The 24,133-nt window shown below is 71.8% G+C and carries 19 protein-coding genes and 1 riboswitch; of the genes, 6 read left to right on the forward strand and 13 right to left on the reverse strand.

Annotation, left to right across the window (positions count from 1 at the left end; all coding sequences use genetic code 11):
* The first annotated feature begins 29 nt into the window (after positions 1-29).
* Positions 30-1,211, forward strand: a complete 1,182-nt coding sequence (locus BJ964_RS42360; protein ID WP_188125916.1) for an acyl-CoA dehydrogenase family protein — start codon at positions 30-32, stop codon at positions 1,209-1,211.
* Between the two features lie 32 nt (positions 1,212-1,243).
* On the opposite strand, the gene BJ964_RS42365 is transcribed toward BJ964_RS42360, so the two are convergent.
* From BJ964_RS42365 to BJ964_RS42375, 3 genes are all read right to left on the reverse strand, one after another.
* On the reverse strand, positions 1,244-1,906 hold the full coding sequence (locus BJ964_RS42365) for a GNAT family N-acetyltransferase (RefSeq protein ID WP_188125917.1): 663 nt from the start codon (positions 1,904-1,906) through the stop codon (positions 1,244-1,246).
* An 81-nt stretch (positions 1,907-1,987) separates the two neighbouring features.
* A complete protein-coding gene (locus tag BJ964_RS42370) occupies positions 1,988-5,017 on the reverse strand; it encodes a putative bifunctional diguanylate cyclase/phosphodiesterase (RefSeq protein WP_229806732.1) in 3,030 nt (1,009 codons plus the stop codon).
* A gap of 107 nt (positions 5,018-5,124) precedes the next feature.
* Complete coding sequence (locus BJ964_RS42375; protein WP_188125918.1) at positions 5,125-6,030, reverse strand: 5'-3' exonuclease; 906 nt, start codon at positions 6,028-6,030, stop codon at positions 5,125-5,127.
* 198 nt (positions 6,031-6,228) lie between these two features.
* On the opposite strand from BJ964_RS42375, the gene BJ964_RS42380 reads away from it, so the two are divergent.
* The gene (locus tag BJ964_RS42380; protein WP_188125919.1) at positions 6,229-6,867 is read left to right on the forward strand and encodes an HNH endonuclease family protein; all 639 of its coding nucleotides are present in this window, start codon (positions 6,229-6,231) and stop codon (positions 6,865-6,867) included.
* A 4-nt stretch (positions 6,868-6,871) separates the two neighbouring features.
* Here BJ964_RS42380 and BJ964_RS42385 read toward each other — a convergent pair whose 3' ends face one another.
* The 4 genes from BJ964_RS42385 to BJ964_RS42400 all read right to left on the reverse strand — a co-directional run bounded on the left by BJ964_RS42385 (position 6,872) and on the right by BJ964_RS42400 (position 10,751).
* A complete protein-coding gene (locus BJ964_RS42385) occupies positions 6,872-7,510 on the reverse strand; it encodes a GNAT family N-acetyltransferase (RefSeq protein ID WP_188125920.1) in 639 nt (212 codons plus the stop codon).
* 10 nt (positions 7,511-7,520) lie between these two features.
* Positions 7,521-7,635, reverse strand: a riboswitch (SAM riboswitch).
* Positions 7,636-7,645: 10 nt separating this feature from the next.
* Positions 7,646-9,121 carry a D-alanyl-D-alanine carboxypeptidase/D-alanyl-D-alanine endopeptidase gene (gene dacB, locus BJ964_RS42390; protein ID WP_188125921.1) on the reverse strand — a complete coding sequence of 492 codons (1,476 nt, stop codon included), beginning with the start codon at positions 9,119-9,121 and terminating at the stop codon, positions 7,646-7,648.
* Between the two features lie 80 nt (positions 9,122-9,201).
* Positions 9,202-9,636 (reverse strand): DUF1810 domain-containing protein, encoded by a 435-nt coding sequence (locus tag BJ964_RS42395; RefSeq protein WP_188125922.1) that lies wholly within the window; start codon positions 9,634-9,636, stop codon positions 9,202-9,204.
* Positions 9,637-9,680: 44 nt separating this feature from the next.
* Positions 9,681-10,751 (reverse strand): glycoside hydrolase family 32 protein, encoded by a 1,071-nt coding sequence (locus BJ964_RS42400; RefSeq protein ID WP_188125923.1) that lies wholly within the window; start codon positions 10,749-10,751, stop codon positions 9,681-9,683.
* Between the two features lie 77 nt (positions 10,752-10,828).
* Between BJ964_RS42400 and BJ964_RS42405 the strand changes: the two genes are divergently transcribed.
* Positions 10,829-11,191: a MerR family transcriptional regulator gene (locus BJ964_RS42405; protein ID WP_188125924.1), complete on the forward strand. Its 363-nt coding sequence runs from the start codon at positions 10,829-10,831 to the stop codon at positions 11,189-11,191.
* Here the strand turns inward: BJ964_RS42405 and glgX are convergent.
* Positions 11,185-13,293: a glycogen debranching protein GlgX gene (gene glgX, locus BJ964_RS42410; protein ID WP_188125925.1), complete on the reverse strand. Its 2,109-nt coding sequence runs from the start codon at positions 13,291-13,293 to the stop codon at positions 11,185-11,187. The two genes, BJ964_RS42405 and glgX, sit on opposite strands and share 7 nt — an antisense overlap.
* Positions 13,294-13,380: 87 nt before the next feature.
* Between glgX and BJ964_RS48790 the strand changes: the two genes are divergently transcribed.
* Both BJ964_RS48790 and BJ964_RS48795 read left to right on the forward strand, forming a co-directional pair.
* Positions 13,381-13,875 carry an MFS transporter gene (locus BJ964_RS48790; protein ID WP_229806733.1) on the forward strand — a complete coding sequence of 165 codons (495 nt, stop codon included), beginning with the start codon at positions 13,381-13,383 and terminating at the stop codon, positions 13,873-13,875.
* A 6-nt stretch (positions 13,876-13,881) separates the two neighbouring features.
* Positions 13,882-14,751, forward strand: coding sequence for an MFS transporter (locus BJ964_RS48795; RefSeq protein ID WP_229806734.1), 870 nt, complete (start codon positions 13,882-13,884; stop codon positions 14,749-14,751).
* Positions 14,752-16,059: 1,308 nt separating this feature from the next.
* On the opposite strand, the gene BJ964_RS42420 is transcribed toward BJ964_RS48795, so the two are convergent.
* Positions 16,060-17,541 carry an EamA family transporter gene (locus BJ964_RS42420; protein ID WP_188125926.1) on the reverse strand — a complete coding sequence of 494 codons (1,482 nt, stop codon included), beginning with the start codon at positions 17,539-17,541 and terminating at the stop codon, positions 16,060-16,062.
* Between the two features lie 251 nt (positions 17,542-17,792).
* Here BJ964_RS42420 and BJ964_RS42425 point away from each other — a divergent pair, with 251 nt between their 5' ends.
* Positions 17,793-18,578 carry a class I SAM-dependent methyltransferase gene (locus BJ964_RS42425; RefSeq protein WP_229806735.1) on the forward strand — a complete coding sequence of 262 codons (786 nt, stop codon included), beginning with the start codon at positions 17,793-17,795 and terminating at the stop codon, positions 18,576-18,578.
* A 24-nt stretch (positions 18,579-18,602) separates the two neighbouring features.
* Here BJ964_RS42425 and BJ964_RS42430 read toward each other — a convergent pair whose 3' ends face one another.
* The 4 genes from BJ964_RS42430 to BJ964_RS42445 all read right to left on the reverse strand — a co-directional run bounded on the left by BJ964_RS42430 (position 18,603) and on the right by BJ964_RS42445 (position 22,969).
* Positions 18,603-19,700 carry an alpha/beta fold hydrolase gene (locus BJ964_RS42430; RefSeq protein WP_188125927.1) on the reverse strand — a complete coding sequence of 366 codons (1,098 nt, stop codon included), beginning with the start codon at positions 19,698-19,700 and terminating at the stop codon, positions 18,603-18,605.
* A gap of 189 nt (positions 19,701-19,889) precedes the next feature.
* Positions 19,890-21,149 carry an erythromycin esterase family protein gene (locus BJ964_RS42435; RefSeq protein ID WP_188125928.1) on the reverse strand — a complete coding sequence of 420 codons (1,260 nt, stop codon included), beginning with the start codon at positions 21,147-21,149 and terminating at the stop codon, positions 19,890-19,892.
* Positions 21,150-21,177: 28 nt separating this feature from the next.
* Positions 21,178-21,453: a sulfurtransferase TusA family protein gene (locus tag BJ964_RS42440; protein ID WP_188125929.1), complete on the reverse strand. Its 276-nt coding sequence runs from the start codon at positions 21,451-21,453 to the stop codon at positions 21,178-21,180.
* A 13-nt stretch (positions 21,454-21,466) separates the two neighbouring features.
* On the reverse strand, positions 21,467-22,969 hold the full coding sequence (locus BJ964_RS42445) for a PP2C family protein-serine/threonine phosphatase (protein WP_229806736.1): 1,503 nt from the start codon (positions 22,967-22,969) through the stop codon (positions 21,467-21,469).
* Positions 22,970-24,133 lie beyond the last annotated feature (1,164 nt).

A 24,133-nucleotide genomic window follows, 5' to 3' on the forward strand; every position in this document is an offset into this window, starting at 1 on the left:
TTGAGGAGGCGGACCCATAGAATCTGCTGATGGCCGTACCCCAGACACACGATGAGGCGATCACCGCCGCCCACCGGCTCGCCGCGGTCCTGGAGCCGGGCGCGGTCCAGCGCGACCGGGACGGCGCGGAGGTCGTCCCGCACGAGGCCCTGGCCGCCCTCGACGCCTCCGGGCTGCTCGGCATCACCGTCGGAGTGTCCGACGGCGGCCCGGGCCTGGGCCCGCGGACCCTCGGCGAGGTGGCGCGGATCGTCGCGGCCGCCGACCCGGCGATCGCCCAGGTCCCGCAGAGCCACTTCCTGCTGGTGGACGTGCTCGCGGTGCACGCCGGACCGGAGGCCCGCAAGCGCGCCTTCGGTGACGTGCTGGCCGGCCGGCGGCTGGGGAACGCGTTCGCCGAACGCGGCGGGCAGCACGCCCAGGATCTGCGCACCCGGATCACCGACGGCCTGCTGGACGGGGTCAAGTACTACACCACCGGGGCGCTGACCAGCGCGTGGATCGCGGTGAGCGCCCTCGACGAGACGGGGCGGGTGGTGCTGGCCCTGGTGCCGCGGGCCGCCGAGGGGGTGTCGGTCGACACCGACTGGGACATGCTCGGGCAGCGGGCGACGATCAGTGGCACGGCCACGTTCCGGCGGGTGCCGGTGGAGGCCGGGATGCGTATCGACTACGCGGGCGCGTACGAGGTCCCGCAGCAGATCGGGGCCCGGGCGCAGCTGGTGCACGCGGCCATCGAGGTGGGCATCGCGGGCGCGGCTCTGCGGGACGCCCGGTCCTACCTGCGGGTGAAGGCGCGGCCGTCCACCGAGGCGGTCCGGTCCGGTGCGGCGGCGGCCGTCGACGACCCGCACGTGCGGCACCGTTACGGACGGCTGGCGACCCGGGTGCGAGCGGCGGAGGCCCTGCTGGAGTCGGCTGCCCGTACCCTCGATGAAGTGGGGTTGATCCCCGCGGACGCCGAGGCCGCGGCACGTGGCTCGCTCGCCGTCGCGGCCGCGAAGGCCTTCGGCAGCGAGGTGGCGCTGGAGGCCGGGTCGGAGCTGTTCACCATGTGCGGGACGAGTTCGGCGGCCGCGAAGTACGACCTGGACCGGCACTGGCGCAACGCGCGCACGCACAGCGTCCACGACCCGATGGACTGGAAGTACGCGCACATCGCGGCCTACGAGCTGGCGGATCAGCTGCCGCCCAATCACGGCCAGCTCTGAAGGCCGGCCGTCGACGGCCGGCCTTCACGCCTCTACCCCGTGTATCTGAAGGACGCGAACACCACGTCGGCGCTGTGCGTGAAGCCGAGGCGGCCGTAGAGCCGGATCGCGTTCTCGTTGTCGTGGACCGCGTGCAGGAACGGCAGCTCGCCGCGGGCCAGGATGCCGGCCGCGACGGCGAGGGTGAGCCGTGCGCCGAGGCCCTTGCCGCGGTAGGCCGGGTCGGTGCAGACCGCGCTCACCTCGGTCCAGCCGGGCATCCGGAAGCGTTCGCCGGCCATCGCGATGAGACGGCCGCCGGAGTCCCGGATGCCGAGGTAGCGGCCGAGGTCGACGGTGCGTTTGAGGAACGGGCCGGGCTCGGCGCGGGCGACCAGGTCGAGCATCTCGGGAACGTCCTTCTCGGTGAGCGGGACGGCCTCCGGATCCTCGACACCGGACATGCTCTGGCCGATCATCTGCACTCCCGGGGTGACCCGGTCCACCTCCCACCCCGCGCGCGGGGTGATGGACGGGCCGGTGAGGAGCGCGTGGTCGGTGATCGTCGCCAGATCACGCCAGGCGGCCGGGTCGGCTGGGTCGCTCAGCGCGGCGAACGGGGCGATCTCGGGCAGGTATCGGGCGGCGTTGCCCGCGGCCTCGGCGAAACACGCCTGCGGCCCGGTGAGGGCGGCCCACACGGGGTTGTTCAGCACACCCCAGACCCTGCCTCCTGCCGGCGGGTCGCGCCAGTAGATATCCGTCTAACCACCCGCACGCTTATCTGTCGGGTTCCGTCATACGGTTGCCTGCCGGCGCACCGTCGGTTCCTCCACGGCCACGGTGAGTTCCGGGATGTCGGCCGGCCACAGCGGCTTGGCGAAGTGGTAGCCCTGGCCGTACCGGCAGCCCATGGCGTCCAGGGCGGCCCGCTGACCAACCTCCTCGATGCCCTCGGCGACGACCGCGAGATCGAGGTTGTGCGACAGGGTGACGATCGCGTCGACCAGCGCGTGCTGCTGCCGGCTCGTCAGAATGTCGTCGATGAACGATTTATCCAGCTTAACGACGTCCACCGGCATCTGCCGAAGGTAGCTGAGCGACGAGTAGCCGGTGCCGAAGTCGTCGATCGCGATCCGTACGCCCATGGCCCGCAACTCCTCGAGATCCGCCAGCACCTTCTCGGCGTCCCGCAGCACGAGGCTCTCGGTGATCTCCAGGAGCAGCCACTGCGCCCGGGCCCCGGTGTCGGTCAGCGCCCGGCGTACCTGGTCGGCGAAGTCCGCGGTCCGGAACTGCCGCGCCGACACGTTGACGCTCACGTAGCGCAGCGTCGTCTCCGGGTTCTCCGCCCGCCACCGCGCGAACTGCCGCAGCGCCTCGCGGAGCACCCACGAGCCGATCCCGACGATCGCGCCGCTCTCCTCGGCCGCCTCCACGAAGAAGAACGGACCGAGCAGGCCACGGGACGGGTGCTGCCACCGGACCAGCGCCTCGACGCCGGTGATCCGCTGGTCGGCGAGCTCCACGATGGGCTGGTACTGGAGGACGAACTGCTCCTCCTCGATCGCCTCGTGCAGGGCGGTACGCATCTCCAGCCGCTGCACCATGGCGGTGTGCAGGTCGCTCTGGTAACGCCGCCAGCCGCTCTTGCCGTTGCCCTTGGCCAGGTAGAGCGCCAGGTCGGCGTGGCGCAGCAGCTCGGTGGCCGACTCGGCCTCCCGGTTCGTGGCCACGCCGATGCTGGCCGCGCCGCTGACCACGTGCGTGCCGCCGTCGCCGTCGAACACCTCGATCGGCGCCTCCAGGGCCTCCACGAGCCGCGCCGCCACCGTCTCCGCGGCGTCCACGGTGTCGCTCTGCTCGACCAGGACGGCGAACTCGTCGCCGCCCATCCGGGCCGCCGTGCTGCCGGCCCCGATGATCGCCGAGATCCGCCGCGCCACGGCGAGCAGCAGCTGGTCGCCGACCGCGTGCCCGAGGGTGTCGTTGACCTCCTTGAAGTCGTCCAGGTCGACGAAGAGCACGCCGAGGGTGGCGCCGTCCCGCTCGGCCACGCAGAACGCCTGCTCCAGCCGGTCCCGGAACAGCACCCGGTTGGCGAGCCCGGTCAGCGCGTCGTGGAACGCCTGGTGGGTGAGGTCGCTCTCCAGCCCGCGCCGCGCGGTCACGTCCCGCAGCGTCACCACGAGGCCGCCCACCGTCGGGTCGTCGCGCAGGTCCCGCAGGTCGCACTCGATCTCGATGGCGCGGCCGCCGGCGCCGACCGCGGTCAGCTCGATGTCGTCCAGATCGCCCGCGCCCATCCGGTCGAGGACCTCCCGCAGCGCCTCCGGTGCCGCGATCAGATCGGCGATCGGGGCACCGGTCGGATCGGCGCCGAACAGGGTCTCCGCGGACGGGGTGGCGTAGCGGATGACACCGTCGGAGTCCAGCACCAGGATGACGTCGGAGGCGCTCTGGATCAGGGTGCGGAACCGGGCCTCACCCTCCCGGCGGCTCACCTCGGCGGTCAGCGCGATCCGCTCCAGCACCGCGTTGATCTGGGCGCTGAGCGTCTCGAAGGCCGGGCGCATCACGTGCAGGACGGGGTCCGGCGCGCCGAGCACCATGGTCCCGACCCGGTCACCGGGCAGCTGCTGGGTGGTGCAGAGCGCGTGCGGGAAACCGCCCGACTCCAGCCCGTCCGGCAGATCGGCGGCGGCCGCCAGGCGCACCCGCACCGCGGCGGTGCCCGGCTCGGGCACCGAGAACTGGAGGTGGTACTGCTGGTCCGCGGGAATCAGCCGGGCCACCGCCTGGCGGATCGCGGCGGCCACGCCCACGTCGGTGACGGCCGCGTTCAGCAGCGCCACGGCCTCGCGCAGCGCCCGCTCCCGGAGGCCGGCCGCCCGCTGGGTCCGGGCCAGGTCCGCGACCCGGCCCAGCACCAGCAGGAACATCACCGCCGCGGCGACCGCGATGACCGGCGCGTCGACCACGCCCTCCCGGCCCACGAAGTACTCGACGGCCAGCATCGCCGGCGCGATCAGCGCGGCCGTGGTCAGCCAGAACAGCCGGTGGCGGCCCATCTCCGGGACGACCGGCTCGCCCGGTGCCGACAGCGACCGCATCGACGGCGACAGCGCCGCGAAGCCGGTCACCGAGTAAAAGACGATCCAGCCGAGGTCGACCGGGCCGCCCAGCACCCACGCGCTGTTCAGCTGCGACTGGCCGTAGAACACGTCGGCGGCCAGCAGGCCCACCATCGCGGCGCCCAGGGTGGCGGCCGCGCCCGGCCGGCGGCCCGCGCCGGTGAACATCCGCAGGATCATCGCGAGCACCAGCACGTCGCCGAGCGGGTAGCCGATCGACACCAGCTTCCCCAGCACCGACAGGTCCTCGGCGCGGGCGCACGGCGCGATCCAGTACACCCAGGCCAGCAGGCCCAGCCCGACCGTCGGCACCAGCGCGTCCAGCAGCGCCGCGCGGTTGGCGGCGCCGCCGCCGCGGGCCCGTACGAGAAGCAGCAGCCCGGCCGCCAGCGGCGGGTACACCAGCAGGTAGAACAGGTCCGCCGGCCCCGGGAAGCCGGGGTCGCGGCCGAGCACCAGCTCCAGGTTGTACCAGGTGTCACCGGTGGTGAAGAGGACCAGCGCGAGACTGATCAGAATCCACGGCAGCCGCCGCTGCGGGCGATGCTTCCGGACACCCACCAGCACCATCGCGGCGCTGGAATAGCCCAGCGCCGCCCAGGTGAAGAGGTGACTGTCGGGAACGGCGTAATAGACACCGGCGAGAGCCAGGATCCAGACACCGAAGCACGCGCGAACGGCTCGCGTCGACAAGGCGTACTCCGATCGTGAGGCGGCGGGCAGTTGCCGACTCGCCGTATCGGGTCCGCGGGGGCCGACATGAGCCGCCCGCTGCGGGCGCAACCGTCCGGCAACCGGCCTCAGCCGGCCATCGCGTCCACCAGGCGCCGGGCCGATCCGGCCAGGTTCCACCGCTCGGCGAGCGCCAGCAGCGCGTCCGGGTGGCGCGGGGCGGCCGGCAGGACCGGGTCGAAGGCGGGCAGCGGCACGTCGGTGGCCACCTTGCAGACCGGTAGGGCGCGGCCCAGGTACTCCCGGGAGGCCAACAGCTTCGTCCGCACGCCGGGGGCGAAACCGGCGTCCGGGTCGTCCAGGGCGGCCAGGATGTGCTCGACCCCGCCGTACCTCTCGATCAGGCGCGCCGCGGTCTTCTCGCCGACGCCGGCCACGCCCGGCAGACCGTCGCTGGGGTCGCCGCGCATCGCGGCGAAGTCCGCGTACCACCGCGCCTCGACCCCGTACTTCGCCTGGACCAGCGCCTCGTCGGCGTCCTCCAGCTTGGCCACGCCGCGGCCGCAGTAGAGCAGGCGGGTCCCGCGGGCGTCGTCGACCAGCTGGAACAGGTCACGGTCGCCGGAGACCACCTCGACCGGCGCGGGCTGCCCGTACGCCAGCGTGCCGAGCACGTCGTCGGCCTCGTACCCCTTCACGCCGAACGCCGGGATGCCGATCGCCTCGAGGGTCTCCAGCAGCACCGGCACCTGCCGCTCCAGCGACGCCGGCACCTCCTCGACGTCACCGTGGGCGACCCGGTGCTTCTTGTACGACGGCACCAGCTCCACCCGCCAGGCCGGGCGCCAGTCCGCGTCCAGCGCGCACACCAGGCGGTCCGGGCGGCGGGTGCGGATGAGCTGGGCGAGCATGTCGAGGAAGCCGCGGATCGCGTTCACCGGCTCACCGGCCGCGGTCCGGGCCGCCTTCTCCGGTATGCCGTGGAACGCACGGAAGTAGAGGCTCGGGGCGTCGACGGCCAGCAGAGGTCTCACCCGCCCACCTTATCGGCTTCGCCGACCCCGTTTCCGGTACGGGCGGAGCGCGCTCGCCGTCTGTTAACGGGATGTTTCCGGCGCCATTTTGATCTTTTTTGTTCGGTCATAAGAAATTCACGCTTGTCATCATCCGGTGACGTTTGGCTCCCGTAGTTCTTCAGTGTCCGAATCGGACGACACCAAAGGAGCCGTTTCATGCGCCTCTCCCCCCGTCCCCTGATCGCCGGCCTCACCGCCGGCCTGATCACTCTCGGTCTGCTGGCCTCCCCCGTCCAGGCCGCCCCGACCGGCATCCCGACCAAGGCGACCGCACAGACCTACCTGAACGCCCTGACCGTGGCCGCCGAGGCGAACGCGAGCACCTACGACCGCGACCTGTTCCCGCACTGGATCACCATCTCCGGCACCTGCAACACGCGGGAGACGGTGCTGAAGCGGGACGGCACCAACGTCGTCGTCAGCTCGGCGTGCGCCGCCACCTCCGGTTCGTGGTACTCCCCGTACGACGGGGCCACCTGGACCGCCGCCTCCGACCTCGACATCGACCACGTGGTCCCGCTGGCGGAGGCGTGGCGTTCCGGCGCCGACGCCTGGACCACCAGCAAGCGGCAGAGCTTCGCCAACGACCTGACCCGCCCGCAGCTGATCGCCGTCACCGACAACGTGAACCAGTCGAAGAGCGACCAGGACCCGTCGACGTGGCAGCCGTCGGTCAGCTCCTACCGCTGCACCTACGCCAAGATGTGGATCGCGGTGAAGTACTACTGGGCGCTGAAGCTCCAGTCGTCCGAGAAGACCGCGCTCCAGACCATGCTCAACACCTGCTCCAGCTGACGCCTCATCCGCGCGATTCCGGCCGGCTCCCCGGCCGGCCGGTTTCGGCGAGACGGTGCCGCAGGTAGGCGCGGCACCGCGGCCACTCCTCGGCGACGACCGAGTACATCGCGGAATCCCGCAGACGGCCCTCCTCGCCCGTCGCCCATGACCGCGACCAGTTGCGCAGCACCCCCTCGAACTGGGCGCCGAGCCCGGCGATCGCGGCCCGGGAGCGGCTGTTGCGGGCGTCGGTCTTCAGATCGACGCGGGCCGCCTCCCACACCTCGAAGGCGTTCTCGAACAGCAGGAGCTTGGCCTCCAGGTTGAGGCCGGTGCCCTGCGCGGAGGCCGTCAGCCAGCTGAAGCCGACCTCGATCGCGTGCAGCCGCTCGGTGCCGGGCCACGGACGCGGGTCCAGGTAGGCGGTCGCGCCCACGGCGCGTCGCGAGACGAGACAGATCTGAGCGTACGGCCGGAGCCAGCCGGCCTCCGCCCGCCCCAGCTGCACGTCGATGTACTCCTCGACCTCGTCGGGCGCCGGCACCCAGGTCCAGGAGAACGAGTCCCGGTCGCCCCCGGCGGCCCGGGCCAGCTCCGCGGCGTGGTGGCGGCCGAGCGGCTCCAGACGGACGCGACAGCCTTCCAGCACAGGATGATCCACAGCACTCCCCCATCGCGGCTTGACCGGCACGGGTGCGCCGGACCAGGTCCTCACCCGGGGCACCCCGCCCACGAGCAGGGGGTTGCCGGCCAGCGAGCCGGGGCTTCGCGCTGGCGCTCATGACCTGCCCCGACCCTAGGGAATACGTGCCCGATGCTCAACGCGGTTTCCGGTCCGGTGATGGGCCGGGGCCGCCTCGCGTGGCGGGCCGGTGCTCTCGGCGAGGGCCACGGCCACCCGGTCGAGGGTGGGGCCCGCGCTGGTCAGGGCGCCGTTGATCAGGGCGGCGAAGGTCAGGTGGCGGCCGTCGCGGGTGGTCACGTAGCCGGAGAGGGCGTTCACGCCGGTCAGGGTGCCGGTCTTGGCGCGGACGTTGCCGGCCGCGGCGGTGCCCCGCATGCGGTGGCGCAGGGTGCCGCCGACCAGGGGATCCGCGGCGCCGGCCACCGGCAGGGCCGCCCGGAAGGCCGGGAACCAGGGACGCCGCCGGGCCGCCGTGAGCAGCGTGGTGAGCTGCCGGGCGGTGACCCAGTTGCGGCGGCTCAGGCCGGAGCCGTCGCCCATGGTGAGCAGCCGGGTGTCGACACCGAGGCGACCGAGGGCGGCGGTCGCCGCGGCCAGCCCGGTCGGCCAGCTCCCCGGTTCTCCGGGCGTCGCGGCCCGGCCCATCGCCTTGACCAGCGTCTCGGCGATGCCGTTGTGGGAGAGCTTCAGGAACGGCCGCAGGATCTCGCGCAACGGGGCGGAGACCCGCGTGGCGAGGATCCGGGCCGTACCCGGGACCGGCCCCCGGACCGTGCCCCCGGCGACCGTCACCCCGTGCCGGCGCAGCGCCGCCCGGAACACCCCGGCCGCGGTGACGGCCGGATCCGGCACCGAGACCAGCACGGTCCCGGAGCGCCCGGGCGCGACGGATCCGGTGACCGTCACCGTCCGGCCGCCGTGGACCCGTACCGCGCTCACACTGTCGCCCCGCCCGGTGACCGCCCGGTTGACCACCCGCACGCTGCGGGTCGGCGGCCACACCGTGACCGACGGGCGCCGCCCGCCCGTACCCCGGTAGCGGATCTCGACGGCGCCGGTGTCGGACCGCTCGTCAGCCGCGAAGGTGAGCGCCGAGACGGGTGCGGTCCAGCCGAACGACTCGTCCTGCCACGACCAGTCCAGCCCGAGCGGCACCCGGTCGAACCAGGTGTCGTCGACGACCAGCCGCCCGGTGAACCGTTTCCGGCCCCGGGCGACGTCCGCAGCCAGCCCGTCGAACCGCGCGACCGTCAGGGTGGGATCCCCCTGTCCGCGCAGATGAAGGTCGCCGCCACGGGCGCGGACCGTGGTACGGAACCGGTACCCCGGGCCGAGCACCTCGAGCGCGGCGGCCGCGGTGAGCAGTTTCTGGTTCGAGGCCGGCAGCACCCGCAGACCGGAGTTCCGCTGGTAGACCGCGGCCCCGGCGGCGTCGCGCACGTCCACGGCGACGGTGGCGCCGGCCAGCGCGGCGCCGGTGAGGATCCGGTCGAGATCGCCGGTGACCCCGCCGGACGCGGCCGCCGGGGCGGGGACGCCGAGCAGGGTGGCGGCCACCGCCACGACGAGGGCGCGGGCACGTCGCATGAAGGGGCCACCTCGGCGTCGGCGGGAACGGGACCGCCGCGATCGTCACACGCGGGCGCCCCGCCGGACGGTGGAATGCCCTACAGTCCGCCGAGAAGCGCGACAGTCCGCTCGTCCGGCCCGTCGTAGTAGCGGTCGAGCACCCGCTCGAACAGGGCCGGGTCATCGGCGGCGCGGGCGAAGAGCGTCATCGACGAGCGCAGTTTCAGGTCGTCGGGGTAGCCGAGGATCTCCTCCGCGGTGCGCCCGTGGTGCTCCAGCATCGCCTCGGCGCACCGGACCAGCCGCGGTCCCAGGACGGGGTGGCCGAGATAGGCGCGGGCCTCGCCGAGGTCCCGGACGGCGTAGGTCCGTGCCGTCGGGCTGGAGCCCAGCCCGGCCAGTTGGGGGAAGACGAACCACATCCAGTGGGTGCGTTTGCGGCCGGCTCTCAGCTCGGCGAGCGCCTGCTCGAAGACGCCGTCCTGGGCCCGTACGAATCGGATCAGATCGGGTAGTTCGTCAGGTCCAGGCATACCGGAGGGGTTGCCCGTGGCGGGACCCGGCAAACGGCGGGCCGTCACCCGCCGGCAGCCGTGCCGAACCGGGCGAACCGCACGCCGGGCGCGGTGGGCCCGGTCCGCCGGGCCACCCCGAGGCCGCTGACGCCCTCGACCGCGACCTCGACGATGTCGGCGTCGGCGAAGAGCACCGTCTCCCCGCCGACGGGCATGGTGAGGATCAGCTCGCCGTGGTCGCGGACCTCCCCGCCGGCCGCGGTGAGCCCGGTGGCGCCGCTGATCAGGTACGGGTCGAGGTTGGGGTGCGGGGTGGCGATCAGCCGGTCGTCGCGTACCGAGAGAACCCACGGAAGGCTGAGCGAGCCCGCCCAGACCGACCCGGGACTGGCCTCGGCGTCACCGAGGCGGGCGAGCACGCAGCGGCGCCCGGCCGCGTCGACGAAGGTGACGGTGGGGCCGAGGCGGCCCCGCCCGAAGGCGCCCCAGGCGCGCGGCGTGAAGTGCAGGCCGTCGTAGCCGCCGACCGCGTAGGCGACCTCGTCGCCGCTGGAGACGAGCAGCACCCAGGCGTCGTCCAGCGGGAAGAGCCGCGGGCAGCTCCACCCGCCCTGCTCGCGGGAGACGATCACACCGTCGTACGCCCAGTGCAGCAGGTCGGCGGAGTGGTACTGGAGGACGGCGGCGGCCCCGCCGCGGATCGTGGCGCCGAGCAGCATCCGCCAGCCGCTGCCGGCCCACCAGACGTACGGATCGCGCATCTCGCTGACGCCGGAGGGTGGCGTGGCTATCAGCGGGCCGGCCGGATCCTGGCGCCAGCCGGTGAAGCCGGGCGCCGCGACCGCGCGGGCCACCTCTCCGCCCTCGCGGGTGTGGAACAGCACCGGCCCCTCCGGGCCGGCCACGACCGCGCCGCAGCGGGCCGATCCGGGACCGGTGGGCGGCGCCCCCACCGCCTGCTCGGTCCACAGGATGAGATCGTCGGAGACCGCGTACCCCCAGGCCGGCTCCTGGCCGGAGAGGTACTCGTAGAAGAGTTGGTAGCGGCCGTCGGCCGCGAGGACGCCGAAGAGGTCGCCGACCTGGCCGGCGCGAGGAGTGAAGTGCAGGCGGGGCCGCGCTACGCGTTCCATGCCTCTGCCTAGCATCGCGGCGATGTCCGGCACCAGTGGGGGCGGCTGCCAATGCGGTGAAACGGTTAATCTCAGGCGTGCCTTACACACCTGGGGAGACCGCCGAGCGGCTCGGCGTCAGCATCGACACGATCCGCTACTACGAGAAGATCGGGCTGCTGCACGGCATCCAGCGCAACTCCAGCGGCCGCCGGATCTTCTCCGACGACGACCTGTCCCGGCTGGGGCTGCTGCGCTGCCTGCGCGACTCGGGCATGCCGATCAGCCGGCTGCGGCGCTTCGCCGAACTGCTGCGGATCGGTGACGAGGGCGCCGAGCAGCGGACGGCACTGTTGCGCGAGCACGATCAGGAGATCGACGCGAGGATCGAGCAGCTGCGCCGGGAACAGCGACGGGTCCGGGAGAAGATCGCGTGGTACGAGTCGAGACCTGATCAGTAACGGCAGCGCAGCACCACCATGCTGTGCCTGGTCACGGTGAACTGCCCGCCGGCCCGCGCGGTCTTGCGCTTGGCGGCCAGCAGCGGGTCGGCGGTGTTCGCCGAGACCTCCCACGTCCGCCCGTAGTCACGGTCCGGCAGCGTGAACGCCACGTCCTCGTCGAGCGGGTTGAACAGCAGCAGGAACGAGTCGTCCCGGATCTCCTCGCCGAGGGCGTCGCGCTCCGGGATGCCGCGCCCGTTGAGGAAGACGGTCATGGTCATGCCGCTGCGGGTGTTCCAGTCCGCCTCGGTCGTGACCTGGCCGTCGCGGCGCAGCCAGGCGATGTCGGGCAGTTTCGAGTCGCCGGCCGGGTCGCCGGTGAAGAACCGCCGCCGCCGGAAGATCGGATGGTCGGCCCGTAGTTTCAGCAGCCGCCGGACGAACCCGGTGAGCACGTCCTCGTTGCGCGCCTCCACCCAGTCCACCCAGGAGATCTCGTTGTCCTGGCAGTAGACGTTGTTGTTGCCGCGCTGGGTGCGGCCGAGCTCGTCACCGTGCGCGATCATCGGGACGCCCTGGCTGAGCAGCAGGGTGGCCAGGAGGTTCCGTTTCTGCCGCTCGCGCAGCACGATGACGTCGGCGTCCTCGGTCTCGCCCTCGGTGCCGCAGTTCCACGACCGGTTGTGGCTCTCGCCGTCCCGGTTGCCCTCGCCGTTGGCGTCGTTGTGCTTCTCGTTGTACGACACCAGATCGTGCAGGGTGAACCCGTCGTGTGCGGTGACGAAGTTGATCGAGGCGATCGGGCGGCGGCCGTCGTCCTGGTAGAGGTCGGAGCTGCCGGTGAACCGGGACCCGAACTCGCCGAGGCTGGACAGTTCGCCACGCCAGAAGTCGCGGACCGAGTCGCGGTACTTGCCGTTCCACTCGGTCCAGTTGGGTGGGAAGCCGCCGACCTGGTAGCCGCCGTCGCCGACGTCCCACGGCTCGGCGATCAGCTTGACCTGTGACACCACCGGATCCTGGTTGACCAGGTCGAAGAACGCGGCCAGCCGGTCCACCTCGTGGAACTCCCGGGCCAGGGCGGCGGCCAGGTCGAACCGGAAGCCGTCGACGTGCATCTCGGTCACCCAGTAGCGCAGGCTGTCCATGATCAGTCGCAGCGACTCGTGGTGGCGGACGTTGAGGCTGTTCCCCGTACCGGTGGTGTCGTAGTAGTACTGCCGGTCCTGGTCGACGAGCCGGTAGTAGGCGGGGTTGTCGATGCCCCGGAAGGACAGCGTGGGGCCCAGGTGGTTGCCCTCGGCCGTGTGGTTGTAGACGACGTCCAGGATCACCTCGATGCCGGCCTGGTGCAGCGCCTTGACCATGGCCTTGAACTCCTGCACCTGCCCGCCCCCGCCGGCGAACGACGAGTAGCCGTTGTGCGGCGCGAAGAAGCCGATGGTGTTGTAGCCCCAGTAGTTGGTCAGGCCCCGCTCGATCAGCCCGCTGTCGTGGACGAACTGGTGCACCGGCATGAGCTCGACCGCGGTGACGCCGAGGCTCCTCAAGTACTTGATCATCACCGGGTGCGCCAGGCCGGAGTAGGTGCCGCGCACGTCGTCCGGGATGTTCGGATGTTGGATCGTCATACCCTTGACGTGGGCCTCGTAGATCACCGTCTCCCACATCGGGATCTTGAGCGGCCGGTCATTACCCCAGTCAAAATACGGGTTTATCACGACGGATCGGGGCGAAAAAGGCGCTGAATCCAGGTCGTTATAAGAGCCGATATCGCCAAAATTGTACGAGAAAAGCGCCGGATCCCACCGATAGTCCCCATCGATCGCCTTGGCGTACGGATCCAGCAGCAGTTTGCCGGGATTGCACCGCAGCCCCCGGGACAGGTCGTAGGGACCGTGCACCCGGTAGCCGTACCGCTGCCCCGGCACCACCCGCGGCAGGTATCCGTGCCAGACCAGCGCCTCGCGTTCCGGCAGGTCGATCCGGGTCTCCCGGCCGTCGTCGCCGAAAAGGCACAACTCGACCCGGGTGGCCGCCTCGGAGAAGAGCGCGAAATTGGTGCCGCCACCGTCGTAGGTGGCCCCCAGCGGGTACGGATTGCCCGGCCAGATATGCATGCGCCAACCTTGCCCAATACCGCCCCGCGAGAAAACTGTGACCAATGTCCCCCGGGTCGGGTTTCCGATGGCGGGTACAACCGACAGGTGCCCCGCCGCTACCTGATCATGGCCATCTGCTGCATGAGCCTGCTCATCATCAGCCTCGACGTCACGATCGTGAACATCGCCCTTCCCGCGATCCGCGACGACCTCGGCTCCTCGGTCTCCGGCCTGCAGTGGACCATCGACGCGTACACCCTGGTGCTGGCCAGCCTGCTGGTGCTGGGCGGATCGTGCGGCGACCGCTTCGGCCGCCGCCGCGTCTTCCAGGCCGGCCTGGTCCTGTTCACGACCGGTTCCCTGCTGTGCAGCGCGGCCCCGTCGCTGAGCTGGCTGATCGCCTTCCGGATGGTCCAGGCGGTGGGCGGCTCGATGCTCAACCCGGTAGCCCTGTCGATCATCACGAACACCTTCACCGAACCCCGCGAACGCGCCCGCGCCATCGGCGTCTGGGGCGCGGTCACCGGCTTCGGCCTGGCCCTCGGCCCGCTGGCCGGCGGCGTCCTGGTGCACGCGTTCGGCTGGCGCTCCGTCTTATGAATCAACGTGCCGGTCGGCATCGCCGCGCTCCTGCTGGCCCGGCGTTTCATCCCGGAGTCCCGCGCCGAGCACCCGCGCCGCCTCGACCCGGTCGGCCAGGTCCTGGTGCTCACCCTGCTGGCTTCCGTCACGTTCGGCATCATCGAGGGCCCCACCAGCGGCTGGACCTCACCGGTGATCCTGGGTTGCTTCATCCTGGGAGCGGCCGCGCTGGCCGCGCTCCTGTGGTGGGAGCCGCGCCGCGACGAACCCCTCATCGAACTGGGCCTCTTCCGCACCCCGGCATTCAGCGGCGCCGTACTCATCGCGATCTGCGCCTTCGCCACCCTCGGCGGCTTCCTCTTCCTCAACACCCTCTACCTCCAGGAGGTCCGCGGCCTCTCGGCACTGGAGGCCGGCTTCCACACCCTCCCCATGGCGGTCATGACGATCATCGCGTCGCCCCTCTCCGGCCGCCTGGTCGGCAGCCGCGGCACCCGTCTCCCCCTATGGATCGCCGGCACCGCGATGGCCCTCGGCCTGCTCCCGCTGACCTGGGCCACCGCCACCACCCCCGGATGGCAGCTGCTCGCCGGCTACCTCGTCTTCGGTTTCGGCTTCGGCATGGTCAACACCCCGATCACCAACACCGCGGTCTCCGGCCTCCCCCGCTCCCGGGCCGGCGTCGCCGCCGCCATCGCCTCCACGAGCCGCCAGGTGGGCACCGCCCTCGGCGTCGCCGTCATCGGCGCGGTCGCCTCCGCGGCCGGCCCCACCACCCACGCGGCCTGGTGGATCATGGTCACCCTGAGCGTCGCGGTCCTGCTGATCGGCCACCTGACCGCAAACCCCCGGCCCGCCGCCCCGCACCCGTCCCCCAACCGGGTCCCCGCCTGACGCCCCTAACTCTCCCCAACCACGTCACCGCCTGACGCCCATCACTCCCCCAACCACGTCACCGCCCACGCCCGTCACCTCCCCCGACCACGTCACGGCCTGACGCCCATCACCCTCCCCCAACCACGTCACCACCTGACGCCCATCACTCCCCCAACCACGTCACCGCCCACGCCCGTCACCTCCCCCGACCACGTCACGGCCTGACGCCCGTCACCTCCCCCAACCACGTCACGGCCTGACGCCCATCACCCTCCCCCAACCACGTCACGGCCTGACGCCCATCACCCTCCCCCAACCACGTCACCACCTGACGCCCGTCGCTCTTCTCAAGCCCATTTCCGGTACGCACGTGCCGGCCCTCGACCGCACCACCCCGTCCCGCCGGATCCGGCGACCACCTGCAACTCCAGCCCGTGCCGCCCGCGCCGGGCTGGGCTGCCGTCCCGGCCTTACCCCACCCACCCCGTCACCCACCCACCCCAGAGCCGCCTTGCCCCTCCCACCCGGCCAATCCCCAGCGACCACCGTTTCCGGCGGTCAAACGTCCAAGATCGTGCCCAGCGCGTGAGCCCCGCCTGTCCTGAGCAACGCACGCCTTCGGATTCACCGCGATCTTGGACGATTGTCAACCAACTGCAGCCTTCTTCTTGGCTGCCTACGGCCGAATCCGCAATCCCTCGCCAGCAGGACGCGCCACCCGGAGCGATCTTGAACGATTTACCACCGCCTCGGGTGGCAAATCGTTCAAGATCGCACAACAGCAGCGGGCAAAGCGGGCGAAACGGGCGCCTTTCCCCGGCGAAAGCCCCATTTTCGCCTAGTGCGGCGGACGGCGCCCCCATTCGACGATTCGCCCGACCGGGCGCTTGACGTAGAACCGCGAACGCCCAAGAAGGAGACTCACTGCGGTGGCGAAACGTCCAAGATCTGGGGCTGGAGATGCGGCATGAGTTCTGGGAAGCGATCAACTGCCCCAGCCGGCCGAGGTGGCGGTGGGGTGGGGGTGGCCCCGAACACGGGCCAGTCCTGGTTCCGGCAGGCCGGCGGTGTGATCAGTAACTGGGCCGGGCCGGTCGGTGGCCGCTGTCTGTCGATGGCCGAGTATGAGAAGACCCCCGTCGGGCTCGCCGCCGGCGACTCGGTCCGGGCGATCGATACAGCCCCACAAATCGATACAGCCCCCACAACCAGCCAAGCAGTTCCGGCTGGCACCCGGACCGCGCCGAGAAGGTCGCCGCCACGCCACACCTGCCCGGGAGCTGCACCTGCCCGGAAATGGTTCCGGGCACCCGCACGGCCCCACGATCACGGTCGACGGCGACCGGATGTCGATGCGGGACCGGCCCCCACCGCGGCGAGCGGCTCCCAGGCGAGTGCCGACCGTTCCGTGTCCAGCACGATCCACCCCCGGGACCCGAACGGCCCCGGATCCACCACGGCCGTGGGTCCGGCACCCGTCCCGATGGAGTCGAACGAACCCGGATCCAGCACGGCCACGGGCCCCGCACCGACGGAATCCGGATTCAGCACCGGCGCGGATCCGGAGCTCGGCCCCCAGACTCCGAGAAGACACAGATCGCCCATGGGCACGAGTTCGGCGCCCGGCTCCAGGAAACGGCGCGCGGCCGGACCCGGCACCGACCCGGAGATCGGCTTCCGGCCATCGAATGGGCCCGTGTCCGGCACGGTGACCGGCTCGGGGACGGGCACGGTGAGCGAATTGGACACCGGCACGCTGACCGGACCGGAAACGGGCACGGCGGCCGGACCTGGGACGGGCACGGCGATCTGACCGGAAACGGGCACGGTGAGCGGACCGGAAGCGGGCACGGTGAGCGAATTGGACACGGGCACGGTGAGCGGATCGGCGACCGGGGGCCGTGATTCGGACGGGTCCGGCGCGGGCGCGGCGACGGAACTACGGCGGCGGCCGGACGGGAGGGTGAGCAGAAGCAGGGCGGCGGTGAGGACGGCCAGGCCCACGACACTCCGCGCGGACATCGGCTCGCGCAGCAGCAGGACGCCGATGACCGCCGCGCAGGCCGGTTCGAGCAGGGCCAGGGTGCCGGCCGTGGCCGGGGCCGTGGTTCGCAGGCCACGGCCGTAGAGCAGGTACGCGCCGGCCGAAGCGACCACGATCAGGTAGCCGATCACGGCCGCTCCGTGTGGGGTGACGAGCCAGCCGGGCGCGTCGAGCAGCAGCGCCGGGGAGAGCAGGAGGCCCGCGCTCAGGAAGACCACGGCCATCGTGACGCCGGGGTCGCCGCCGCGCTGGATGACGGTGGCGCTGCCGACCGTGAAGACGGCGTAGCTGACGCCCGCACCCAGGGCGAGCAGCACCCCGGCGGTCATCGGCCGGCCGTCGGGGCGGGCGAGGGCCAGCAGCGCCACGCCGCTGATCGCCAGTGTGGTGGCGAGCAGCCAGCGGCCGGTGACACCGCCCCGGCGCCGGACGACGGCGAGCAGACCGGCGAAGACGGGCACGCTGGTCATGGCCACGACGCTGCCGACGGTGACGCCGGCCAGGTCCAGCGCGCTGAAGTAGCAGGCCTGGTAGGAGGCCATCGCGACGGCCGCGACGGCGACCGGACGGCGGCGGGTGAGCACGGCGCGCAGCCGCCCGGCACGGCACAGTGTCAGCAGGAGGAGCCCGCCGCCGAGGACCCGGGCCGCGCCGACCGACGCCGGTGGGGTGCCGTCCGGCAGGTACGAGGTGGCCAGCCCGATCGTGCTCCACAGCAGGGCAGCGGTCATGATGGCGAACTGGCCGCCGGGGAGAGGGGTCACGCGGGTTTCCGATCCGGGTGTCGCTGAACTGCGGTGACAGCGCCGAGTCAACGGCACTCCGGCGGCACGGAACATCCCTCTCCGCCCGATCGTGGAGGTAGTGCACGCCGCCGGGCGAATCGGTTCACCCACCCTGACGAGAGGCCGTGGGCGTTGAGAACCGAGTCGATAGCGCGCATTTCCGCGTACCCGGAAAGGCACGTGGCCCGGCAGGGCAGCAAGCCGCGGCCGATATATGCATTCTGGTTCTCGTGACGAAACCATATGACGTCTTCGATGCGGCAGCGGCGGACTACGACAGCGTGGGGGTGGATTTCGTCGGGCCGATGGGGTCGGCGCTGGTCGAGGCCGCCGGGATCCGGGCCGGTGAGCGGGTGCTGGACGTGGGCTGCGGGCGCGGGGCGGTGCTGTTCCCGGCCGCCGCCGCGGTCGGCCCGTCCGGTTCGGTGACCGGAATCGACATGGCACCGGCCATGGTGGAGCTGACCCGGGCCGCGGCGGCCGGCTTGCCGCAGGTCACCGTGGCGGTCGGCGACGGTCAGGCGCCGGACTTCCCGGCCGGCTCGTTCGATGTGGTGGCGCTCGGTCTGGTGCTGTTCTTCCTGCCGGATCCGGAGGCCGCGCTGCGGGCGTACCGCCGGCTGCTGCGTCCCGGCGGCCGGCTCGCGTTCAGCTGTTTCGCGGCGTTCGACCCGGGCTACCGGGAGGCGATGCGGGTGATCGGCGAGCACACCGACGAGCCGCCTCAGCAGCCGAAACTCCCGGCGATGTTCGACAGCGAGGACACCTTGCGGTCCGCGGTGGGCGCCGCCGGCTTCGATGGCGTCACGATCGGCGATCTGACGGTACGCAGTGAGTTCCGCGACCTGGAGCACTTCCTCGCCTGGGTGGACTCGCACGCCGGCCGGGCCGTGCTGCGCCGGGTCCCCGCCGAACGCCGTCCCGCGTTGCTGGCCGCGCTCGCGCCGGTGCTGCCGGATCCGCCGGCGATGAGCACCGGGGTGCGCCTGGTCGGTGCGGTGCGCCCGGCGGGCTGAGCCGCCGGGCGCGTCCGTGAATGATCAGGCGAACCGGGCGGCGATCCAGTCCGCGACCAGGTCGGCGGACTCGATCACGGCGGTGTCGTGGGTGGCGCCGTCGATCGTCTCGAAGGTGAGCGAGACCCCGTACGCCTGGATCTGTCCGGCCAGGAGCTCGGAGAGGAAGTAGGGGACGGCCTCGTCGTCGGTGCCGTGCACGAGCAGGATCGGCGAGCTCGGCGCGGTCTGGAGCGGGTTCTCGTAGGAGGCCATCTTGGTGATCACCGCGTTCGGCACGACGCCGCCCTCGACCAGCTGCTCGGCGGTGAAGTTCTCGTAGGCGGCCATGATCTCGTACAGGCAGCCGGTCTGGAGGACGCCGAGCTGGGCCTCGGCGGGGGCGGCGAGGACGTTGGCGGGTTTGAAGCTCGGTTCGACGGCGTTCACGCCGTACAGGGCCATCACCAGGTAGCCCTGGACCGGGGTGCCCGCGATGTACGGGATGATCTCCTGTGCGTTGGAGAGCGGGGCGATCGCCACGGCGCCCTTGAGGACCAGGTTGCCGTCGTAGGACGGGGCTAGCTGACTGGCGAACAGTGAACCGGTGCCGCCCTGCGAGTGGCCGTCGACGACGTACTGGGTGGACAGTGCGGAGTCGAGGTTGCGGGCCGCCCGTACGTTGTCGATGATCGACCGGCCGGCAGTGGCTCCGATCAGGTAGGGGTGCTGCTGCGCCGTCCCGAGCCCGGGATAGTCCGGCGCGGCGACCGTCCAGCCGCGTTCGAGCAGTTCGGCGACGGCGATCCGGGCCTCCTCCCAGAACACCGCCTGGTTGGTGGAGGGGGCGCAGGTGTCGGCGAGCCCGGTGGTGCCGTGTCCCCACGCCACGACCCGGTTCTTCTTGTTGGTGCGTGGAGTGAGGACCAGACCGGTCGCGGTGATGACCCCACCGTGGATGTTGGTGGTGGCGTACTGGATCCGCTTGCCGGTGGCGAGAGCGGACAGACTCGGCGGCAGACTCGCGGTTGACGAGCTGAGCACGGTTCCCGGCACTGCCGCGTACGCCGGTCCGGCGGTCGCGACGACCACCCCGCACGCGGCGATCAACGCGGCGAGGATGAGTCGGGAGATCTTCTTCATGGCACCCCGTTCCCTGCTGAATCCGAAATGGATGATCGATGGAGGCCACAGCCTAAAACCGTTCTCCCCCACCGTGGATCAGCATTCACGGGCACATGTCCGTGCCCTTTCAGGCATCAGCACACGTCAACTGAATGATGTGCCACCGAGATTCAAAAGATCCATTTAACCGGTCCTTCATGGTGTTAATCAGACACCGCTGGGGTACGTCTCCGGCTCGTGCACGTCCACCCGGAGAGTGTGCAGCGGCCGCAGGGCCCGCGTCTCGCCGAACCACAGAAACGCGTCGTAACGTTCGCCGAGCACGGTCGGCACGTAGTTGGCCCAGCGCTCCCGCTCCGCCCGGTAGACCACGCCGATCGCCCGGTGCGGCAGGACCGTGGTGAGCAGATCCGGTCGCGGGCCCTCGGAGGGGAAGACGAACAGCCCGCACGGCGGGGCGGCCGCGTGTAAGACTTCCTCCAGCGAACCGGGCCGCGCCCCGGGCACACCCATGACCTCCATCGACTGCCCCCAGCCCGGTCCGGCCACCACCGTTCCCCGGTAGGTGCCGAAACCGACCAGCAGCACCTGGGCGTCGCCGTACCGTTCCCGCGCCAGCTGACCGATGCTGATCTCGCCGTACTGGGACTGATCGGTGGCCCGGGCGTCGCCGACGTGCGTGTTGTGCGCCCACACCACCGCCTTCGACGTGGGCCCGTACCGGCGCAGCAGCCGGTCCAGGGTCTGGTCCATGTGCCGGTCGCGGATGTTCCACGCCTCCGGGCCGCCCCGCACCATGGCCCGGTAGTAGCCCTCCGCCCCGGCCACCACCTCGGCGTTCTGCCACAACCCGAAGTCCCGGTCGCGGACCGCCGTCAGCATCGTCACCACCCGGTCCTCGCAGGCGACCGGCACGAACTGGGTGGCCCAGCCGTACGCGTTGGGATCCTCGTTGTACGGCTCGAAGCACCGGTACGCGTCCAGCGCGGCCGGCACCAGATCCGGATCGTGCTCGCGCAGCCAGGTGAGGATCTCGCGCATCGACTCCCACAGCGAGTAGACGTCCAGCCCGTGGAAGCCGACCCGGTCGTCCGGCGGCCGCCGCGTGTTGCGGGCGTGCAGCCAGCGGGTGAAGTCGACGGTCTCCTCGTTGGCCCACATCCAGGTGGGCCAGCGGTCGTAGCGGACCAGCGCGTCCCTCGGGTCGGCCCGGTCGTCGCGGACCGCGGCGTTCACCCGCTCGCAGTCCGGCCAGTCCCCCTCCACCGCGACGAAGGAGTACCCGCACTCGGCGATCAACCGTTTCGTGAGCTCGGCCCGCCACTCGTAGAACTCGTGCGTCCCGTGGGTGGCCTCGCCGATCATCACGACCCGCGCGGCGGCCGCACGATCCAGGAGGATCTCCAGGTCCCCCGGATCCCGCAACGGCCGGGCGATCGAGGCCACCTCGTCCCCGTACCGGATCATTACGGCCGGATACCCGGCACGAACCGCCCTATACGTCCGATCTATGCCACGGCCGGTCGGCCCGGGTCGCGGTGGCGCCGGCGGTCACCCGGACCCCGTACGCCGGACGGTCGTGCCCGTCGACCGGTCCCAGGTACTCGTGGCCGGTCAGGTGGCACCAGGCGGGCAGGTCGACGGGCGCGGCCGGATCGGTGGCGATCAGGTGGACGACCGCCCCGCCGGCCAGCGTGGTCGTCAACTTCCGCAGCTCGATCAGGAGCAGCACACAACGGCGGTCTCCACCGTCCAGAACGACCGGGCTCATGCCCCGATCATGCCTAACGGGGCCGGGCCGCCAGGATGCAGGTGTCGTCGTCCGGGTTGGCGCGGCGCAACCGGGCCAGCAGTTCGGCCAGCGGCTGCTCGGGGGCCGACCGCACCGCGTCGTCGACCGAGGTGATCACCGCGTCCAGGCCCACGTCCAGGCTGCGCCGCCGGTGCTCGACCAGCCCGTCGGTGTAGAGCAGCAGCACGTCACCGGTGTGGAAGCTGAGGACGGCGTCGCTGTACCGGGCGTCGTCGACCACGCCCAGCATCGGGCCGGGCGGCCGGGACAGCGGGGCCGTGTGCCCGCCCCGGCTCAGCAGCGGCGGCGGGTGCCCGGCCTGCGCCCACACCAGCTCGCCGCGCGCCGGATCGAACCGGGCCACCACGGCGGTCGCCGACAGCTCCGGCGACTCCGCCTCCAGCTCGCAGGTCAGCCGGTTCAGGTGCTCCAGGAGCGTACCGGGATCGCTGGTGACCACGGCGAGAGCGCGCAGCGCGTGCCGCAGCTGGGCCATCGTGGTGGCCGCGTGCGTGCCGTGCCCGGCGACGTCGCCGACGGCGAGCAGCACCGACCCGTCGCGCAGCGCCGCCGCGTGGTACCAGTCGCCGCCGACCAGCGTCTCCTGTCCGGCCGGCAGGTAGCGCACCGCCACCCGCAGCCCCGGCAGGTCGATCGGCTCGGCCGGGATCGGCAGGATGATCCGCTGGAGCCGGGCGGCCAGCTCGTGCTCGGCCGCGAGGGTCCGCTCCACCTCGGCCAGGCGTTCCACATTGGTCTGCTGCTCGGTGACGTCCTGAACGATGCCGCAGATCCGCAACGGATGCCCGGCACCGTCGCGCACCGCGTCGGCGACCGTCCGCAGATGCTTGATCCGCCCGCCGATCCGGACCCGGGTGACCACGTCCACCCGCTCGGCCCGCTCGAACGCCACCCGGGCGGCCGCCTGGAGCGGACGGTCGTCCTCGACCACGAAGCTGTCCGCCTCGTCCCGGCCGAGCGGCCCGAGCGCCGGATCCCGCTCGTAGATCCGGTACAGCTGCGGCGACCAGTAGATCTCCCCGCTGGCCAGGTCCCACTCGCCCCAGCCGAGGTTGCCGAGCCGCTCCATGCCGCCGAACCGGTGCAGCCGGTCCAGCCGCTCCCAGCTGACCAGCATCCCCGGCCCGAGCCGCCGGGCCCGCACCGTGAACTCACCGTCCCCGATCCGCACCGCGCCGAGATCGGCCGGCTCCCCGGTCTCCATCACCCGCTGGTAGACCGTCCACCGCTTCTCGGCCACCGCGTCCGGCGCCGTCCGGGTCACCGGCATGCCGATCAGCTGCGACCCGAGCCGCCCGTCCGGAGTCATCGCCTCCGGGCTGGCCGCCGCCCACACCAGGTCGATCAGCCGCCCGTGCCCGTCGATCTCGGCGAGCAGATAGGCCGCCATCCCCGGCAGCGAATCCAGAACCCCGCGCACGGTCGCCAGCCACGGCGCCCCATTCTCATCGACCCGGACCCGCACATCGCTCACCACCCGCGCTCCCACAGCGACCTCCCCGCCCGCTCTGGGTTTCCTGCTTACGCCAGCACAGGGCACCTCGGCATCCCCCGATCATCCGGGCGGGTAGCCCCGGCAGGCGCTCCGTCGCACACGTCACCCGGACGAGCGTCCGACGTTCGGCCCCCATCCATCCGCTTCGCGGTCCGGGCACCCCGATCACTCACCCTGACCGGTCCGGTCCCCACTCAAACCCTTCCCCGGTACGAACGAAGCGCCCCCATCCGGCAACCCACCCTCCACACGGCACCCTTCCCCTCACCCGCCCACCGCGCCCCGTCGGCAACTCCTCCCGGCGCCACAGAGGCGGCCGGCGCACTACGAACAGGTCGCCGCCTCTCGCGATCCCCTCGAACTCCCGCCAGCCTCCCGCTCCACTCCAGCCATTCAGCTCCACCCAACCCAACCCAACCGAGCCCCCACCCACGGCGCCCCAACACGACCGCCACAACCACCACCTCGAACCCAGCAACCACCGCAACCACCACCTCGAACCCCAGCGACCGCCGCAACCACCACGTCGAACCCCAGCCGCCGCCGCAACCACCACGTCGAACCCAGCAACACCGCAACCACCACTTCGAACCCGACCGCCCGCCAATCCCCACTGCCGACCGCCACCACTTCAAGCCCAGCCGCCACACCACTTCCCACCAACCCAGCCGCACCCAGGACCCTCCGGTACCGACCGCTCCCACCGAACCCAGGCCCTTCCAGCGCCGAGCGCTCCCACCGACTTGCGGTCCCCGTTCCTCACGTCCTCTTGGCCCTGCCATTCCGGCGGGCGCTCCATCGAGCTCTCTCGCCTGAGGCAGCCCGGCCACTTCTCGCCCCCGCCAGCCGCCGCCGCGCCCCGGCCGCCCGCCGCGCCGCTGAAGCCGTCGCTGCAAGAACTCATCGCCCCACAAAGCCGCCACGCCCCGATACCCGGCCAGCGATCCCACGGACGACACCACACAGTCACCACGGGCCCCTGCCCAGGCGGCTCCATCACCGAACGTCTCTTCGCGACGGCCCGACCGAGACGTGGACCCTCTCCGCATCCCCGACCCGCCCCTTTCTCCGACCGCTCGGCTCTCCCCACCTCGAGTGCCTCGACCGGCCCAGCGAGAGCAGCCACAGCATGGCCTTCCTCCA

It is taken from the genome of Actinoplanes lobatus, assembly GCF_014205215.1.
Lineage (GTDB): Bacteria > Actinomycetota > Actinomycetes > Mycobacteriales > Micromonosporaceae > Actinoplanes > Actinoplanes lobatus.

Coding starts and splice junctions, on each gene's coding strand:
- BJ964_RS42360 (WP_188125916.1), top strand. CDS start 30: ATGGCCGTACCCCAGACACACGATGAGGCGATCACCGCCGCCCACCGG.
- glgX (WP_188125925.1), bottom strand. CDS start 13,293: ATGCATATCTGGCCGGGCAATCCGTACCCGCTGGGGGCCACCTACGAC.
- BJ964_RS42440 (WP_188125929.1), bottom strand. CDS start 21,453: ATGAGCCCGGTCGTTCTGGACGGTGGAGACCGCCGTTGTGTGCTGCTC.
- BJ964_RS42380 (WP_188125919.1), top strand. CDS start 6,229: ATGCGCCTCTCCCCCCGTCCCCTGATCGCCGGCCTCACCGCCGGCCTG.
- dacB (WP_188125921.1), bottom strand. CDS start 9,121: ATGCGACGTGCCCGCGCCCTCGTCGTGGCGGTGGCCGCCACCCTGCTC.
- BJ964_RS42400 (WP_188125923.1), bottom strand. CDS start 10,751: ATGGAACGCGTAGCGCGGCCCCGCCTGCACTTCACTCCTCGCGCCGGC.
- BJ964_RS42430 (WP_188125927.1), bottom strand. CDS start 19,700: ATGAAGAAGATCTCCCGACTCATCCTCGCCGCGTTGATCGCCGCGTGC.
- BJ964_RS42435 (WP_188125928.1), bottom strand. CDS start 21,149: ATGATCCGGTACGGGGACGAGGTGGCCTCGATCGCCCGGCCGTTGCGG.
- BJ964_RS42395 (WP_188125922.1), bottom strand. CDS start 9,636: ATGCCTGGACCTGACGAACTACCCGATCTGATCCGATTCGTACGGGCC.